This window comes from Flavobacterium pectinovorum (genome assembly GCF_022802975.1).
GTDB lineage: Bacteria > Bacteroidota > Bacteroidia > Flavobacteriales > Flavobacteriaceae > Flavobacterium > Flavobacterium pectinovorum_B.
Map to the genome: position 1 here is coordinate 78793 of NZ_JAFEVZ010000008.1, position 18132 is coordinate 96924.

Consider the following 18132-nt stretch of genomic DNA (forward strand, 5'->3'; position numbering starts at 1 on the left):
GATTTCTTTTTTAGTTTTAATTAACAAAAGACAAATAATACAACTCAACATTTTTAAGTACTTTTGTGCCACTTTTATACACAGTAATTCCTTCAAAAATGGATAAAAAAATATTCTCTTTTTTGTTTTCTACACGATTAATGGCCGTTCTTTTTTTAACATTTGCACTTGCAATGGGTATTGGAACTTTTATCGAAAGTAAATACAATACCGATACAGCCCGAATTTTAATTTATAACACCTGGTGGTTTGAGGCTATAATGGTATTTTTTATGATTAATTTTTTCGGAAACATTAAACGTTATCAATTATTGAAAAAAGAAAATTGGGCAACTTTATTGCTGCACGTTGCATTTATTTTTATTCTTTTAGGAGCATTTATTACACGTTATATCAGTTACGAAGGAGTTATGCCAATTCGTGAAGGTAATACAGAAAATCAGATTCTTTCTGAAAAAACATATTTAACCATTTTTGCAGATGGTGAATATAAAGGAGAAATGAAGCGCAGGGTTTTTGAAGAAAGTCTTTTGCTGTCTCCTGTAACCAATAATGATTTTACCATTTCAGGTAAGTTTGATGACACTCCTTTTAAAGTAGAATATTCAAATTATATCATGGGTGCCAAAGAAATGGTAAAGCCAGATCCAAAAGGCATTTTATATCTAAAATTAGTTGAAGCCGGAGCAGCAGGCCGTGAAGAACATTTCCTGAAAGAGGGAGAAGTTCAAAATATTCACAATGTATTATTTGCTTTGAATAAACCAACAGCCGGTGCGATCAACATTAATACAACTGGCGAAAAATATACCATTCAGACTCCTTTTGAAGGGGAATTTATGCGAATGGCAGATCAGTTCAAAGGTAAAGTGACCAAAGATAATGTTCAGCCTTTAATGATGCGTTCTTTATATAGTATCGGTGATATCCGAATTGTTTTTCCGGATCCTGCAATGAAAGGAAGCATCACTTATGAATCGAACAATGATTTTAAAGCCAAGACTCATAATGATGCATTGATTGTAAAATTGAAGGCAGAAGGACAGGAAAAAGAAGTCACACTTTTAGGATCTAAAGGAAAACAAGGCGAGCCTAAATCTGTTAAAATTGGCAATATTGATTACACTTTCTTCTACGGAAGTAAAGCTTATACAACCCCTTTCAAAATTAAACTGAATGATTTTATTGCTACAAAATATCCGGGAACAGAAAAAAGTTACTCGGCTTTTGAAAGTAAAGTAACTGTTCAGGATTCATCAGAAACTTTTGATGCAAGAATTTATATGAACAATGTTTTGGATTATAAAGGATATCGTTTTTTTCAAGCAGGATTTGATCCGGATGAAAAAGGTACGATTTTGTCTGTTAACCATGATTTCTGGGGAACTTCAATTACCTATTTTGGTTATTTTATGTTGTACATCGGATTAATGGCCATCATGTTTACAAAAGGTTCCCGTTTTGCTGATTTAAAACGCAAACTCGAAAAAGTAAAAGAGAAAAAAGCAAAATTGATTACTGTTTTACTTTTAATGCTAAGTTTTAACGGCTTTGCACAAGAACCACATGTGCATACACCGGGACACGCTCATAATCATACTCATAACGAAGATCCTAATGATCATGCCAATCATGTAACACGTCCGCCAAGCCAAAAACAGATAGATTCATTACTGAATATTTACAAAGCTCCGGAAGCTCATGCTGCCAAATTTGGTCGTTTGATTATTCAGGATGCGGGAGGAAGAATGAAACCTATTAATACTTTCTCGTCAGAATTATTGAGGAAAGTAAGCCAAAGCGATACATATAACGGAATGAATTCTGACCAGGTATTTTTGTCGATGACACAATACGGTCAGGTTTGGATTCAGGTTCCAATTATCCACCTGCGATCAGGAAATGATAGTATCAGAAAAATTATTGGAGTAGAAAAAGATGCAAAAAGAGCACCATTTGTAAAGTTTTTTGATGAAAATGGAAATTATAAATTATCTCCATATTTAGATGCCGCCTACAAAGCAGCAAATCCAAATCAGTTTGAAAAAGATTTTATCGAAACGGATAAAAAAGTAAATCTGATGGAGTCTGCCTTAATGGGAAGTATTTTAAAAATATTTCCGGTACCGAATCATCCGGGTGATAAATGGGTATCGTATTTAGAATTAGAGCATGCAGGATTAAAAGGAATGGATTCAACTTATACCAGGCAAATTCTTCCATTGTATTTTAGCGCATTAAACAATGGCTCTATTTCTAAAGATTTTAAAAGTGCTGATGATTTGGTTGAAAGCATCAACGGTTTTCAAAAGAAATATGGAAGTAAAGTGCGCCCGAGCGAAGAAAAAATTGATGCTGAGATTGCATATAATAAATACGATGTATTTAAAAAATTGTCTTACTGGTACATTACAGCTTCTATTTTCATGCTGTTTTTTACGATTTTAAACATCTTTTTCGAAAAGAAATGGATTCGAATTACGATTAATGGGTTTCATGTTATCATCGGATTTTTATTCGGATTACATACACTTGGCTTGATTGCCCGTTGGTATATTTCAGGTCATGCGCCTTGGAGTAATGCTTACGAATCGATTATTTACGTAGCCTGGTCAACTATGTTCTTTGGATTGGCTTTTGACAGAAAATCTAAATTAACCGTTGCATCATCAGCATTTGTCACCGCTATGATTTTAATGGCTGCTTATTTGAACTGGATCGATCCGGAAATTGCTAATCTGCAGCCGGTTTTAAATTCTTATTGGTTAATGATTCACGTAGCAGTAATTGTGGGTAGTTACGGACCAACTGCATTAGGATTTATTTTAGGTTTCGTTTCATTGTTATTAATTTTCTTTACCAATGAAAAAAACAAAGCCAAGATGGATTTAAACATCAAAGAAATCACTTATATTAATGAAATGGCCTTGACAATTGGTTTAGTTATGCTAACAATCGGAAATTTCCTTGGAGGACAGTGGGCCAATGAAAGCTGGGGACGTTATTGGGGCTGGGACCCAAAAGAAACCTGGGCTCTAATTTCTATTATGATTTATGCTTTTGTAATTCACGCTCGTTTTGTACCAGCTTTGCGCGGAAAATGGTTTTTTAATTTAATGAGTATGTATGCCTTTGTGTCGATTTTGTTTACTTACTATGGAGTAAATTTTCACCTGGTAGGTTTACACTCCTATGCAAGCGGAGAAGCGAAATCCCTAAGCTGGATCTGGTATTCACTGGCAGCTATTTCAGTAATAGGAGCTATAACATATCCTAAGAATAGAAAGTATTATAAAAAACAAGTAAAAAAGTAATAAAGGAGGTTCAGCTGAAAAGTTGAACCTTTTTTGTTTGATTAATTTTTAATAAAGAAGTTTGCTTGGAGGAGAACGAGGAGCTTGTTCCTGCTGTCCACTATATCTTTTGTGGCAAACCCTGCCACAAAAGGATGTCGTTTCCATCAGGGCTAGGGCTTCAGTTTTCATAATAATCCTTATGAAGTCAGAACAAATGTCAGGCTGAGTCCGTTCGGCTTTGCTCAGGATAAACTTAGTCGAAGCCCTTTTTTACTCAACGAGATAATTACTCCATATTAGGTATAAAAAAAAAGGACAGCATTTTTTGCTATCCTTCTCAAAACTATATAAAGTCATTATTTTTTTATAATCTCTTCTAAAACGGCTTTGTTTTCGTAGTTTGTCACTTTAAGAACAATTTCCTGATTTTTCACCGTTTTTCCTTCAATAACATACAATTTTCCTTTTTTATGAGGAACATTGCTTTGGTCAAAATCTACATCACCAAATTGTAATGTGTTTTTAATATCAGCAGTATCAATCCATTTTTCGTTCAGCGTTTGGATTGCTTTTTCAGAATATTGAAACGGTTTGGTTCTTAAACTATTCAAAACCCTGGCATTCGGAAAATAATTGCAGCGAGTATCTTTTCCACTAAAAACGAGTGCTACAAAAAAGCATCCCATAACTAAACCAACCAAATAATAAGCAAAACGATGTACGAATTTCATGAATTAATTTTTTTGCAAAGGTACGTTAAAGTTGCATTAGAAAACAAGTAAATTAATGTCGTTATCAGGTAAATCAAACCATTCGCCAATAGCTTTGTTGGTCAGGATTCCGTGGTATAAATAGATTCCGTTTTTTAAGCCTTTATTACATCTGATGGCACTTTCTAATCCACCATCTTCAGCTATTTGAAGCAGGTAAGGGGTTAAAATATTACTTATCGAAAGTGAAGCTGTTTTTGAGTATCGCGAAGGAATGTTTGGTACGCAGTAATGCAAAACATTACTTTTTATAAAAGTTGGTTTTTCGTGCGTTGTAACTTCTGAAGTTTCGAAGCAGCCACCGGTATCAATACTAACATCTACAATTACAGCACCTTTTTTCATGTGTTCAACCATAGTTTCAGTGACAACAATCGGACAGCGTTCTTTGCCTCGCATAGCACCAATAGCTACATCGCAACGTCTCAGGGCTTTAAGTAAGGCTTTCTGTTGAATTGTAGAGGTAAAAACACGTTGATTAAGATTGTTTTGTAAGCGACGTAATTTAGTAATAGAATTGTCAAAAACTTTTACGCTGGCACCTAAGCCAATAGCGGTTTTTGCAGCAAATTCGCCTACGGTTCCTGCTCCTAAAATAACAACATCAGTAGGAGGGACTCCGGTAATATTTCCAAATAAAAGCCCTTTTCCAAATTCGTCGGTAATCATCAGTTCAGATGCAATTAGTATAGAAGCTGTTCCCGCAATTTCACTTAATGATTTTACGGCAGGATAGGAACCGTCTTCATCTTTAATATATTCAAAAGCAAGTGCGGTGATTTTTTTTTGCGCCAAAGCTTCAAAATAAGCTTTCTTTTTTGTTTTTAACTGAATAGCAGATATGATTGTCGTTTCAGGATTAATCATTTTGATTTCTGCCAATGTAGGCGGTTCTACTTTTAGCAATAACGGGCAGCTAAAAACTTTTTTGGTGTCTTTGGTAACTTCTGCACCAGCATCACTGTATTCCTTGTCAGAATAACTTGAGCTTTCTCCGGCTCCTGATTCAATCATGATGCGATGTCCTTCGTAGGTCAAAGAATTCACTGCGTCCGGAGTCAGGCAAATACGACGTTCCTGATAACTTGTTTCCTTGGGGATACCTATAAAAAGTTCTTTTTTATGGCGGCCAATTTCAAGTTTCTCTTCTTGTGGCAACAATTGTTGTTTCGTAAATGGAGTTAGGGTTATTGACATGGGGTGTGCAAAATAATTAAGAGTACAAATTACGTAAAAAGTTTTAAAATGAATGTAAAAATTCTGCTAATACTAAAAGTCAATATTAAGAGATTGTTTTTTCCATTTTTATGTCGGCTCTTTCGTAGCTTACATTTCCCAAAGAAACTTCTGTAAAACCAAATTTTCTATATAAATGCAATGCTGGGAGCAAAATTCTGTTGGAGTATAAAAACAGTTTTTTAATATTATTTTCTTCTGCTACAGTCAAACAATGAGCTAATAATTTATTGCCAATTCCTAGTCCCTGCGCTTTATCTGAAACTGCCATTTTGCTTAATTCGAAAGTTGCATTATCAATTTTTATTAAGGAAACGGTTCCTAAAATTTCATTGTTATATTTTGCATAAAAAATTAGTCCGCCTTTATCTATAATTTCTTCTTGTGGATTTGAAAGTATCAATTCATCTTTTTCTTCAACTCTGAAATATTTTGTAAGCCATTCTATATTTAAAGTTTTGACAGGTTCTTTTAAATCTGATGAAAAGGAAATTATTTCTACGGTATTTTGGGTGTTCATTGTTGCTATTTTGTTTTACAGAGATTCACAGAGATTTCGCAAAGTTTCATAAAGTTTTTTTTAAAATATTTTTTGCGGTTCTCTGTGGAATTAAACCAGTTTTAATTCTCGTTGTCCATTCTCCAATAACTCAATTGTAGCTACAGAATGTTCGTCAGGAATCAAACTTGCAATTTTTTCAGACCATTCGATAAAACACCAGTTTCCAGAGTACAAATAATCGTCAACACCCATGTCTAATGCTTCAGTTTCTTTATTTAATCTGTAAAAATCAAAATGATAAACAATTTGATTATTCGAAGTGTAATATTCATTCACTAAAGAAAAAGTAGGACTGCTTGTGGCATCTTCAACTCCTAAAGTTTTACACAATTGCTTAATTAAAGTAGTTTTTCCAACGCCCATTTCTCCATTAAAAAGAATAATTTTTTTTGGATTTTGTGCAATAATTTGTTCGGCTACTTCCTGAATCTGATCTAATGAAAAAACGATATTCATTGTTTTGTACTTCTTTAATTTTAAAAAATCAGCCCCGAAATTCTGTAATTAAAGAATCCGGGACTGAAATTATTTTTATTTTGGGTTAAATACCAAAAACGGAATAATCATTTCTTCGAGTGAAATTCCGCCATGCTGGTAGGTGTTTTTGTAATAACTTACATAATGATTGTAGTTGTTTACGTAGGCTAAAAAGAGATCGTTTTTTGCAAAAATAAACGAACTGCTCATGTTTATAGCTGGTAAACCAATAGTTTTTGGCTCCTTTACAACATACACATCTTTTTGTTCGTAGGTTAAACTGCGACCTGTTTTGTATCGCAAATTCAGACTTGTATTTTTATCTCCAACAACTTTCGACGGATTTTTTACATTTATAGTTCCGTGGTCAGTTGTCAGGATTAATTTGAAACCTAAAACCTGTGCCTGCTGGATGATTTCCAGCAAAGGTGAATTTTTAAACCAGCTTAAAGTTAGGGAACGATAAGCTTTATCGTCTGAGGCAAGTTCTTTTACGACTTCCATCTCGGTTTTGGCATGCGATAACATGTCGACAAAATTATAAACGACTGTTACGAGATCATTTCCTTTTAAAGCTTTGAAATTTTCCGCCAGTTTTTTTCCGCCAGTATAATTGGTAATTTTAAAATAATCCTCCTTTATATTTAAACCCAAACGCTTTAATTGTGCAGTAAGAAATTCGGCTTCATAAAGGTTTTTTCCGCCTTCTTCCACATCATTTTTCCAATATTCAGGAAACTGTTTTTCCATTTCAACGGGCAGTAAACCTGAGAAAATAGCATTTCTTGCATATTGTGTAGCGGTTGGGAGTATCGAAAAATAAGGAACTTCTTTTTCTAATTTATAATAATTGGATACAACGGTTTCAAAAGCTTTCCACTGATCGTAGCGTAGATTATCTACTACGACAAATAAAACAGGTTTGTCTTTCTTTTTAAGTTCAGGAACAACTAATTCTTTAAATAAATTGTGAGATTGAATTGGTTTGTCAGCTTTTGGAGCAAACCAGTCTTCGTAATTTCGCTCAATATATTTACCAAATTGCGAATTTGCTTCTACTTTTTGTGATTCCAGAATTTCGATCATCCCCTGATCGTTAATGTTTTCTAATTCTAATTCCCAGAAAATTAATTTTTTGTATAATTCAATCCAGTCTTCAAATGAATTAACCATAGCTAATTCCATTGAGATTTTTCTGAATTCCTTCTGATAATCTAAAGTAGTTTTTTCAGAAATTAATCTCGAATGATCCAGATTTTTCTTTAAACTTAGAAGAATTTGATTCGGATTGACAGGTTTTATCAGGTAGTCGGCAATTTTAGAACCAATTGCTTCTTCCATGATGTATTCTTCCTCGCTTTTGGTAATCATAATCATTGGAGTAGCGGATTTTTTTTCTTTCATTTCAGAAAGTGTTTCCAGACCGCTCATTCCGGGCATATTTTCGTCTAAAAAAACGATGTCGAAATTTTCCTCTTCAAAAAGACCAATAGCATCCAATCCGTTGTTACAGGTAGTAACTGCGTAATTTTTTTTCTCCAGAAATAGTATATGAGGCTTTAAAAGATCGATTTCATCGTCGACCCAAAGTATTTTTATCTTATCCATAATCATAATTGACTTTAATTTTACTGCAATTTAAAAGTCTATAACTTAAAAAGTATTAAAAATAGTATAAAGTTAAATAGCCAGTTGTAATTATTTAGTTTAAGAAATAGAAAAGCTATCCGTGAATGGTTTCACCTTTGCCGTAATTTGTAATAATAGATTCTTCAAAAGCCAGCCATTCTCTCCAGCGTTTTTCAACATCAATTCCGGTTCCGTATTTGCGTGCGTATGTAATGAAAGTAGTGTAATGCCCGGCTTCGCTTTCCATTAATTCTCTGTAAAAAACAGCCAGTTCTTCGTCCTGAATATTTTCAGAAAGTACTTTAAAACGTTCGCAGCTTCTGGCTTCGATCATGGCCGAAAATAATAACCTTTCAACAAGACCTGAAACACGGCTTCCGTCTCCGCTTTTTTTCATGTACTGGTATAATTCATTTACATAATCATCTTTACGCTCACGCCCTAATTTCAAACCTCTTTTGATGATAATGTTATGAACCTGTTCGAAATGGTCGATTTCTTCTTTGGCTAAAGCCAATAAATCCTGTACCAAATCCTGATGTTCAGAGTTATTGGTGATAATTGTAATTGCGTTTGTAGCAGCTTTTTGTTCACACCATGCGTGATCGGTCAGGATTTCCTCTATGTTTTTCTCAACAATATTTACCCATCTTGGGTCGGTTGGTAATTGTAATCTAAGTACACCCATGTTTTTAAGTCTTAAAGTTGTAAAGTCGAAAGTTGTAAAGTCAAAAAAGTCGAAGATCAAAACTAAAATAGAATTTTACATTCCATTTAAAGACTTTCGACCTTCGACTTTAAGACTTTATGACTAATTTTTAGTAAACGAAAATTGGTCTTTCGCTCATCATTTCGTCCACTTCATTAGCAACTTCTTCGATAACTGCTTCATTTGTATGATCAGTTAATACTTTATCGATTAAAGCTACAATAGTTTCCATGTCTTTTTCAACTAAACCACGAGTAGTGATTGCAGCTGTTCCAACACGGATTCCAGAAGTTACAAATGGTGATTTATCATCAAATGGAACCATGTTTTTATTTACTGTGATTTCTGCTTTTACCAATGCATTTTCAGCATCTTTACCAGAAATGTTTTTGTTTCTTAAGTCGATTAACATCATGTGGTTGTCAGTTCCACCAGAGATAATGTTGTATCCTCTTTTTACGAAAGCATCTGCCATAGCATTAGCATTTTTTTGCAGTTGCATCGCATAAGTAAAGAATTCATCTTTTAAAGCTTCACCAAAAGCTACGGCTTTAGCAGCGATAATATGCATTAAAGGCCCACCTTGATTTCCAGGGAAAACAGCTAAATCTAATAGAGATGACATCATTCTGATTTCACCTTTTGGAGTTTTTAATCCCCAAGGGTTTTCAAAATCTTTCCCCATTAAAATCAAACCTCCACGTGGTCCGCGTAATGTTTTGTGAGTTGTTGTAGAAACGATATGACAATGTGGAATAGGGTCATTCAATAAGCCTTTTGCAATTAAACCTGCAGGGTGAGAAATATCAGCAAACAAGATTGCTCCAACGCTATCAGCGATTTCTCTGAAACGTGCAAAATCCATATCTCGGGAATAAGCCGATGCTCCTGCGATGATTAATTTTGGCTGTTCTTTAGTTGCAATTTCCAGAATTTTATCATAATCTAATCTTCCGGTTTCTTTGTCTACTCCGTAAAATACCGGATTGTAAACACGTCCTGAAAAGTTTACAGGAGAACCGTGAGTAAGGTGACCACCGTGTGATAAGTCGAATCCTAAAATTTTATCTCCAGGCTGTAAACAAGCATGAAAAACAGAAGCGTTAGCCTGAGAGCCAGAGTGAGGCTGTACGTTTGCATATTCAGCACCAAATAATTCCTTTGCTCTGTCAATTGCAATTTGCTCAATAACGTCAACTACTTCGCAACCGCCATAGTATCTTTTGCCAGGATATCCTTCAGCATATTTGTTTGTTAAAACTGAACCAGCAGCTTCTATTACTTCATCACTCACGAAGTTTTCCGAAGCAATAAGTTCTAATCCGTGAATTTGTCTGTCTTGTTCCTCTAAAATAAGGTCAAAAATTTGTTCGTCGCGTTGCATTTTTTCGTTTTTCGTTAATTTCCTGCAAAAATACAAAAAAACGTTTGTGAAACTGTTAGATTATGATATATTTGACATAGAATTTTTCAACAAATAATTAACATTCACATGCCAATAACCGCCAACGATACTAAAAGAAAATCATGGTTGGAAGTACCAGAGAATAGTGATTTTCCTATTCAGAATATTCCTTTCGGTGTATTTCTAACTAAAGAAAATGTCGTTACTGTAGGAACCAGAATTGGCGATTACGCTATAGATTTAGGAGCTTTACAACAATTAAACTATTTTGAAGGAATAGATTTAACAGATGATATGTTTATGCAGGATACGCTAAATGATTTTATTTCTGACGGGAAAAAAACATGGCGTTTAGTTCGAAACCGCATCGCTGATATTTTTGATGCAACTAACCCTCAACTTAGAGATTCCACAAAAGACAGAGAAATTGTTATTTTTGAAATTGATGACGTCGAAATGCAATTACCGGTTTTAATTGGTGATTATACCGATTTTTATTCGAGTAAAGAACATGCTACAAACGTAGGTAAAATGTTTCGTGATCCTGAGAATGCATTACTGCCAAACTGGCTTCACATTCCGGTAGGATATCATGGTAGAAGTTCTACGATCGTTCCCTCAGGGATTCCGGTGCACAGACCAATGGGGCAAACTCTGCCGGTTGGTGAGAAATATCCGGTTTTTGGTCCTTCACGATTAGTGGATTTTGAATTAGAAACCGCTTTTATTACAACAGATGTAAATGTAATGGGCGAAAATATTTCGACTTACGAAGCCGAAGATTATATTTTTGGAATGGTTTTACTGAACGACTGGAGCGCTCGTGATATTCAAAAATGGGAATACGTGCCGCTTGGACCATTCTTGGCCAAAAACTTTGCTACATCAATTTCTCCGTGGATTGTAACTATGGATGCCTTAGAACCTTTTAGAACTAAAGGACCTAAGCAGGATCCAACTCCGCTTCCGTATTTACAGACAAAAGGAAAAAAAGCGTTTGATATTCATCTGGAAGTTGCTCTTAAGCCTGAAGATCAGGAAGAAACTATTGTTTCGAGATCTAATTTTAAATATTTATACTGGTCAATGACACAGCAATTGGCACATCACACTTCAAACGGGTGTCGTGTGAATTCTGGAGACATGATGGGTTCAGGAACTATTTCAGGACCAACTCCGGACAGTTTTGGTTCGATGTTAGAATTGACCTGGGGAGGAAAAAATCCTTTAAAATTAAAAGACGGAAGCGAACGAAAATTCATTGAAGATAATGATACGGTAATCATTAGAGGTTTCTGCGAAAATGCAGAAGTTAGAATTGGTTTTGGAGAAGTAGCGAGTCAGCTTTTACCTCCGTTTATCAGACAATGAAGAGCAGATAAATTATCTGAAGAGATATAGAAAAATAAAAACCTTGGTTATCGCCAAGGTTTTTTTATGCCGTTAAGTTTTTAATTTGGCTTATTCTGAATGTTTTGAATCTAACAAAGTTGCGAACCGCAAAGTTTTTTGAGTTGCCTCCAGTTTTAACTGGAGGTTTGTATTTTGCAAGAAAAAAGGCTTTAGCCAAAAATCGATTTTGGCTAAAGCCCTTATGATTGTTGGCTTTATTTTTTTTATCCAGTTAAAACTGGAGGCTATTCAATAAATATAAACTTTAAAAACTTTTCGGGCTTTAACTCCGTTCAGCCTGACAAAACAATTCAAAAAGCAACTTGGTGACAATCAGATTTAAGCAGGAATCTGTTGGCTTAAGCAATGTAAAGTTCCGAATCCCCAGATAAAATCAATACAGCTTATTCCGATTATTTCTCTATCCGGAAAACATTCTGATAAAATGTTTAATGCTATGCGGTCATTACTGTCATTAAAGGTAGGAACTAAAACACAGTTATTTAAAATTAGGAAATTGGCATAACTGGCCGGTAATCTTAAATCTTCAAAATCAACACGTTTTGGCATTGGCAGTGCTACAATTGTTGGCGATTTCCCATCTTCTAATTTTGCGTTTTGCAAACGTTTCAAATTATCCTGTAAAGGTTTGTAGTTTGAATCGTTTTTATCTGTTTCAACTATTGTTACTATAGTGTCTTCATTCACAAATCGGCATAAATCGTCAATATGACCGTGAGTGTCATCACCTTCAATTCCGTCTCCTAGCCAAATTACGTTGGTAACGCCAAGATATTCTTTAAAAACAGCTTCGTAATCTTCTTTTGTAAAGCCCTCATTTCGAACCTGAATTGTAGGATGCATCAGGCATTCTTCAGATGTCAGTAAAGTTCCTTTTCCGTTTACATCAATTGCTCCGCCTTCAATAATTACCGGTTTTCCTTTATAAGTTACCTGAGTTAATGGTACATCAATAAAATCAGCTATTTTACCCGGAACAAATTTATCTAACTGATAGTTTTTATATTTTGCCCAACCGTTGAAATTAAAATTTAAGGCTTCTCTTTTTGAACCGTTTTTTACAATGATTGGTCCTGAATCACGCATCCAGCTTCTGTTTGTTTTATGAATGATAAAAGAAACATTGGCGATATTTACACGTGCCCTTTCTAACATTTCGGCTACTTTTTCTTTTAATTTTTCATCGGCTACGACCAAAAAAACAGTTTCAAAAGTGGCTACTTTTTTAATAAATTCAATAAAAGCCCATTGAACTGCTTCGTATTTTCCCGGCCAATCATTTCCATTATGAGGAAAACATAATATAACTCCCTGTTGTTTCTCCCATTCTGCCGGAAATCTTCTGCTATTTGCTGTCATAAAAAGTTTCTGAATTAAAGGTTGCAAAGATAATCATTCATTAGGATTATGAAACAGTATGAGAAACTTTGAAGTCTTTTTAGAGTTTAATTTTTAATAACAGAGAAAATAATTAAAAAAAGGCGTCTTAAAATTGTAAAATTTATAAATAATTATTTATTTTGTCTTTTTTGTTAGGATTTTATTAATATTTAGAGAGAATTTTTAATTAATAAACAGGTTAATTTTAAAAAAAATACATTAATTTTAGCTTTTAATAAAATAACTAATTTTTAATAGAATCTCAAGATTTTTATGTTAAATTTTGTGATAAATAAATCTTTTTTTTAAGATTAAATAAGTTAGTTAATAATTAAAAATATCGCCCCAAGTTGTTTTAAAAAAGGCTGAAAATTCATTAATTCTCATTAAAACCTAATGAATGGGAATTATATAAAAATTCAGAAAATGAATGGAATGCTTTTTTTACGTCCTTAATATAAGTTTGTTGTGAGTTTTAAAAAAAATAGATTCACAATATTACTACTTATTATTAAAGCTTAAAATGTAAAATTTAAAACACTTAGATATCATGAAAAAAAAATTAGCTTCCTTAACACTTTTAGTATTGTCGTTTTTTGCAAATGCGCAGAATGGGACAGTACCTTCAACTGAACCTTACAATGATAAATCAGCATATGACAAATGGTCTGTCGAATTAAATGGTGGTTTAAATAATCCAATGAGAACAATGACTCCTGGTTATTACACAACTGGTCTTAATCCTTTTCACGCTGATTTAGGTGTGAGATATATGTTCAGTCCTAAATTTGGTTTTAAATTGGATTTTGGATACGATCAATTTAAAGATGGGGGAAATTCTCCTGAATTTGACAGCAAATACCTGAGAACAAGTTTGCAGGGAGTTATAAATCTTGGCAGGGCTCTAAACTTTGAAACTTGGACAAATACCTTTGGATTATTACTTCATGGTGGATTTGGTGCTGCGCAAATAAGCAGTAAAGATGGCTTAGATGGTGAAGATTACTTGGCACATGGAATTCTTGGTTTAACAGGACAAATAAAATTAAGCAACAGTGTTGCGTTGACAGGAGATCTTACCGGTATTGTTAATACTCTGCAAGATTTTAATTTTGATGGAATGGCTAAAACCAGAACTGCTACTCTTGACGGTGTTTTGCTTAATGCTTCTGTAGGATTGACATTTTATTTAGGTAAAAATAAAGTACACGCTGACTGGGTTGGTGAAGATGACAAATATGATAGTTTAGAAAAAAGGGTAGCACTTATTGAATCAGGCGCTTTGGATAGTGATAAAGACGGAGTGGCTGATATATATGATTTAGAGCCAAATTCTATTGCAGGTGTTACGGTAAATACAAAAGGACAATCAATCGATAATAACCAAAATGGAGTTCCGGATGAATTAGAAAGTTATTTAGAGAAAACTTATGGACAAAAAAGCGAAGGTATTGCAACAAATACTACTGTAGAACAATTAATTAATGATGGATACGTAAATGTTTACTTTGATTTTAATTCTACTAAACCAACAAATGCTTCTTTATCAGGGATTGATTTCTTAGTGAAATATTTGAAAAACAACCCAAATAAAACAGCAGATGTAGTAGGATATGCAGATGAAATTGGAAGTTCAAGTTATAATATTGAGTTGTCAAGAAAAAGAGCTGAAGCGGTGAAACAAGTAGCGATAAATGCAGGAATTGATGCTTCAAGACTAAATGTAGTTGCTAACGGAGAAGACACTTCTGTAAATAAAAAATCAAAAGAAGCTCGTCAAATTGTGAGAAGAGTTTCTTTCAAGGTAAAATAAAACTTAAAAATAAGTGCTAAAAAGGGCTGTTTCTATAATAGAAACAGCCCTTTATTTTATAAAAAAATCAATTCGATCTAATTCTAATCGATAGCTCTTTTTGTAATATCGCTAAAAGCATCAATTCTTCTGTCTCTGAAAAATGGCCAGTTCTGACGTACATTTTCCTGTAAATCCAGATCAACTTCGGCAATTAAAATTTCTTCCTGATCGTGTGAAGCCTGTGCTAGGATTTCACCCTGAGGACCTGCAATAAACGATGCTCCCCAAAACTGGATTCCTTCAGTTCCTTCAATATATTTTTCTAAACCAATTCGGTTTGCGGCTGCGACAAAAACACCATTTGCAACAGCGTGTCCTTTCATAACATTCATCCAGGCACCATATTGATTTTCGCCATATTGTTCTTTTTCTTTAGGATGCCATCCAATTGCTGTAGGGTAGAATAATACTTCTGCACCTTTTAAAGCGGTGATACGGGCTGCTTCAGGATACCATTGATCCCAGCAGATAAGTGTTCCGATTTTTCCTTTTTTTGTTTCAATGGCCTGAAAACCTAAATCTCCGGGAGTAAAATAGAATTTTTCATAAAAATGCGGATCATCCGGAATATGCATTTTACGGTACAAACCTGCTTCTGAACCATCAGTATCAATAATGTAGGTACTATTGTGATAAATTCCTGCCATTCTTTTTTCGAAGAAAGGAACAATAATCACGACTCCTAATTCTTTTGCCAGTTCGCTAAAAGCAATAAATGAAGTACTGTAAAGTGGTTCTGCTAATGCAAAATTATCTACATCCTCGCTCTGGCAAAAATAATGACTGCTATATAATTCAGGTAAAAGGATAACTTCAGCACCTTTACCGGCAGCATCTTTTACCCAGCTGATGCATTTTTTAAGATTATTTTCGGCAACGTCATTAAGGTTTAACTGAATAACGGCTATTTTATATTTTCTTTTTGGCATGACATAAAATTTAGAGTGCAAAAATAGTAATTTTTAAAGGAATGACAAAAGCGGTACGGTTCCTGAAAAAACTAAAATGTCTTTATGAGTTTATATGAATAAAAAAAAACACCAATACTAATACCGGTGTTTTAATGATTGAGAAACTGTTCTAAAATATTATTGTTTTTTGATTAAGCTGACATTTCCGTAATTCGAATTTACAGTAACTTTATTTTGGCCTTTTTTCTTGTAATAGCCACTTATTTTTTTTGAAGTAGATTTGTTTTCGGTTGATGAAACATCTAAAGAATTGTCTTTTTTTATATTTCCGTATTTGGTATTTATATTAAAATCAAATGTATAATTGGTATCATAACCAAGATAAACATCAGAATAACCGGAATTGATATTGACATTATTGGCTTTTTCTGTAATCATTCCAACATTTATTTTGCTGTAATTGGCATCAATATTTATATTATTTGAAATTTCGGCAACATTGATTGTAAGGTAATTACCGGATCCTGAAAGGGAATTAATTTTTTGAAATTTAAAATTTCCGTAATTACAGTCATATTTAACCGTTTGACCATCAGAAATAACTAAATCGGTGTAGTTTGTATCTAGAATTAAATTTCCGGAATCATTTATTTTTAAACCAGAATAATGCGCCTGAATAATTCCGTTTTTAATGTAATCAATAGCAGAGTTTTGGCAATATTCAATCTGAATACGATTGTTTGGCCCATTTAATTTTCCAAGAATAATTTTTCCGTATTTGCAGGAAATATCAGTAGTTGATTCTAAAGCGAGAGCAGTGATATTACCGTATTTATTATTTAGTTTTACAGTTCCGTTTTTAGGGATTTTAATTACATAATTAATTTCAAAGCTGTTACTGCTTCCTTTTCCTTTTAAAGTAGAGCTTCCAATTTTAGTGATCGCTGTAACCATCGATTTAAGGGCAGTAATATCAACATCTATGCTGTTAAGTTTTTCATTTACCCAATTTTCGTTTCCGCCTGTAACTCTTATGGTAATGTCCAGATCGATTTTATCTTCATCCCATGTCGATACGGTTATGTTTCCGTATTTGTTGTCAATATCGATTCCTGCATTCGAATTAACGATATAGGTTTTTTTGATGCTTTTTTGTTTTGAAATAAAAGTATCATCATTTGAAAAACCTAAAAAAGGAATTAAAGTAAATAATATCAGTATGTTATAGTATTTCTTCATGTGTGGTATTTTTTAATTTTTCATTTTCTTCAATGCGCTGTAAAACCGTTTGTAAAAAAGATATTCGGGTTTGCAGGTTGCTGATCATGGCGTAAATAATTTGTTTGTTTTCGCCGTTTTTTTGAACTTCTTTTATGATTTTTTCATAATCTGCATCAAAAACTTTCATTTGTTTTAAGGCATCGTTTATGATTTGCTCATTTTCCGGAGAACTTTTTTCTTTCAGTTTAACCAGTTCATTTTCAATTAAAATGCTGAAAATAGAATCGGTTTGTTTGGTTTCTTTTGATGTAAATTTGAATTCCTTAGGCTTTTCATTATTGTTGTAAAAAACCGATACACCTAATAATATCACTATTGAAGCAGCAATGGACCAAACAGCATATTTTTTTTTCTTTGGCTGTTTTTGGTTCAGTTTATTTAAGAAATCTAATTGATGGTTTGTATTCATTTCCTGAACATCCCATTGATTTTCAAATTTTTTAAATAACTCGTCTAAGTTGTCATTTTTCTTTTTCATATATCTTCTTCTAATTTTTTTCGCAAACTTTCTTTAGCTCTGCTTAATGTGGTTCTGCAGTTCGCATAACTGATGTTTAAGATTTCGCTAATTTCTTCCTGATCATAGCCTTCAATATAAAAGAGCGTCAACACCATTCGGTAATTATCTTTTAAAGCCGAAATGGAATCCAAAACCTGTTTTACTTTAAGCGAATTCAAATCGATATTTTCAGAAAAAAAAGTATCATTTTCTTCCATTTTGTAAAGTGTTTTGTTCAGGTCTTCCATCTGAAAAGCATTGTTTTTTTTATAAAAATCAATACTGTAATTCACAATGATTTTTTTAAGCCAGGCTCCAAATGCAACTTCCTGTTTATAATCGTTAATTTTGGTAAAAGCTCTCAAAAAGCCTTCCTGCATGACGTCTTGTGCAAAATGTTCGTCTTTTACAATTCTGTAAGCCACATTATACATTGCCTTACAGTAACGATTGTAAATTTCGAATTGTGCTTTTTGATTATTCTCTTTACAAAGTTTGATTAACTCTTCGATATTTTGATTGATTGTGTTCAATTAATGATTGCTGGTTTCTTATAAGGACTCTGCTTATTTAGGTTTGTTACAGTTTTGATAAAATTAATTGTAATTTTTTTAGAATGCCCGTAAATCTTGTGTAAAGTAGTTTTTAAAATAAAATTTCAACTGTAATGTCTTTGTTTTTGGCATAATGATTGTCTATTTTTATGACC

The 18132-nt window shown here is 33.4% G+C and carries 15 protein-coding genes; 3 read left to right on the forward strand and 12 right to left on the reverse strand.

The annotated features are described in order from the left end of the window. Window positions 1–98 precede the first annotated feature (98 nt). Window positions 99–3314, forward strand: coding sequence for a cytochrome c biogenesis protein CcsA (gene ccsA, locus FLV_RS12855; protein ID WP_243234410.1), 3216 nt, complete (start codon window positions 99–101; stop codon window positions 3312–3314). 338 nt (window positions 3315–3652) lie between these two features. On the opposite strand, the gene FLV_RS12860 is transcribed toward ccsA, so the two are convergent. The 7 genes from FLV_RS12860 to glyA form a co-directional block, all read right to left on the reverse strand. Continuing rightward, a complete protein-coding gene (locus FLV_RS12860; RefSeq protein WP_243234411.1) occupies window positions 3653–4027 on the reverse strand; it encodes a DUF4258 domain-containing protein in 375 nt (124 codons plus the stop codon). 36 nt (window positions 4028–4063) lie between these two features. Further along, window positions 4064–5263, reverse strand: a complete 1200-nt coding sequence (locus FLV_RS12865; RefSeq protein WP_243234412.1) for an alanine dehydrogenase — start codon at window positions 5261–5263, stop codon at window positions 4064–4066. A gap of 85 nt (window positions 5264–5348) precedes the next feature. Beyond that, entirely contained in the window at window positions 5349–5822 is a 474-nt protein-coding gene (locus tag FLV_RS12870) for a GNAT family N-acetyltransferase (protein ID WP_243234418.1), read from the reverse strand. 90 nt (window positions 5823–5912) lie between these two features. Beyond that, window positions 5913–6320: a tRNA (adenosine(37)-N6)-threonylcarbamoyltransferase complex ATPase subunit type 1 TsaE gene (gene tsaE / locus FLV_RS12875; RefSeq protein ID WP_243234420.1), complete on the reverse strand. Its 408-nt coding sequence runs from the start codon at window positions 6318–6320 to the stop codon at window positions 5913–5915. A 75-nt stretch (window positions 6321–6395) separates the two neighbouring features. Beyond that, the gene (locus FLV_RS12880) at window positions 6396–7949 is read right to left on the reverse strand and encodes a bifunctional response regulator/alkaline phosphatase family protein (protein ID WP_243234422.1); all 1554 of its coding nucleotides are present in this window, start codon (window positions 7947–7949) and stop codon (window positions 6396–6398) included. Between the two features lie 115 nt (window positions 7950–8064). Further along, the gene (locus tag FLV_RS12885) at window positions 8065–8658 is read right to left on the reverse strand and encodes a tRNA-(ms[2]io[6]A)-hydroxylase (RefSeq protein WP_243234424.1); all 594 of its coding nucleotides are present in this window, start codon (window positions 8656–8658) and stop codon (window positions 8065–8067) included. A gap of 130 nt (window positions 8659–8788) precedes the next feature. Beyond that, a complete protein-coding gene (gene glyA, locus FLV_RS12890) occupies window positions 8789–10063 on the reverse strand; it encodes a serine hydroxymethyltransferase (RefSeq protein WP_243234426.1) in 1275 nt (424 codons plus the stop codon). A 108-nt stretch (window positions 10064–10171) separates the two neighbouring features. Here glyA and fahA point away from each other — a divergent pair, with 108 nt between their 5' ends. Beyond that, the gene (fahA, locus tag FLV_RS12895; protein WP_243234428.1) at window positions 10172–11455 is read left to right on the forward strand and encodes a fumarylacetoacetase; all 1284 of its coding nucleotides are present in this window, start codon (window positions 10172–10174) and stop codon (window positions 11453–11455) included. A gap of 360 nt (window positions 11456–11815) precedes the next feature. Here fahA and FLV_RS12900 read toward each other — a convergent pair whose 3' ends face one another. Further along, window positions 11816–12856: an agmatine/peptidylarginine deiminase gene (locus FLV_RS12900; protein ID WP_243234430.1), complete on the reverse strand. Its 1041-nt coding sequence runs from the start codon at window positions 12854–12856 to the stop codon at window positions 11816–11818. A 571-nt stretch (window positions 12857–13427) separates the two neighbouring features. Here FLV_RS12900 and FLV_RS12905 point away from each other — a divergent pair. Beyond that, on the forward strand, window positions 13428–14690 hold the full coding sequence (locus FLV_RS12905) for an OmpA family protein (protein ID WP_243234431.1): 1263 nt from the start codon (window positions 13428–13430) through the stop codon (window positions 14688–14690). A gap of 83 nt (window positions 14691–14773) precedes the next feature. Here the strand turns inward: FLV_RS12905 and FLV_RS12910 are convergent, their stop codons facing one another. The 4 genes from FLV_RS12910 to FLV_RS12925 all read right to left on the reverse strand — a co-directional run bounded on the left by FLV_RS12910 (window position 14774) and on the right by FLV_RS12925 (window position 17956). Continuing rightward, window positions 14774–15661, reverse strand: a complete 888-nt coding sequence (locus tag FLV_RS12910) for a carbon-nitrogen hydrolase (RefSeq protein ID WP_243234433.1) — start codon at window positions 15659–15661, stop codon at window positions 14774–14776. Window positions 15662–15820: 159 nt separating this feature from the next. Then, complete coding sequence (locus tag FLV_RS12915; RefSeq protein ID WP_243234435.1) at window positions 15821–16882, reverse strand: hypothetical protein; 1062 nt, start codon at window positions 16880–16882, stop codon at window positions 15821–15823. Beyond that, the gene (locus FLV_RS12920) at window positions 16866–17402 is read right to left on the reverse strand and encodes an anti-sigma factor (RefSeq protein ID WP_243234438.1); all 537 of its coding nucleotides are present in this window, start codon (window positions 17400–17402) and stop codon (window positions 16866–16868) included. Before FLV_RS12920 ends, FLV_RS12915 begins: the two co-directional genes overlap by 17 nt. Continuing rightward, window positions 17399–17956, reverse strand: coding sequence for an RNA polymerase sigma factor (locus FLV_RS12925; protein ID WP_243234439.1), 558 nt, complete (start codon window positions 17954–17956; stop codon window positions 17399–17401). The genes FLV_RS12920 and FLV_RS12925 overlap by 4 nt, the downstream gene beginning before the upstream one ends. Window positions 17957–18132 lie beyond the last annotated feature (176 nt).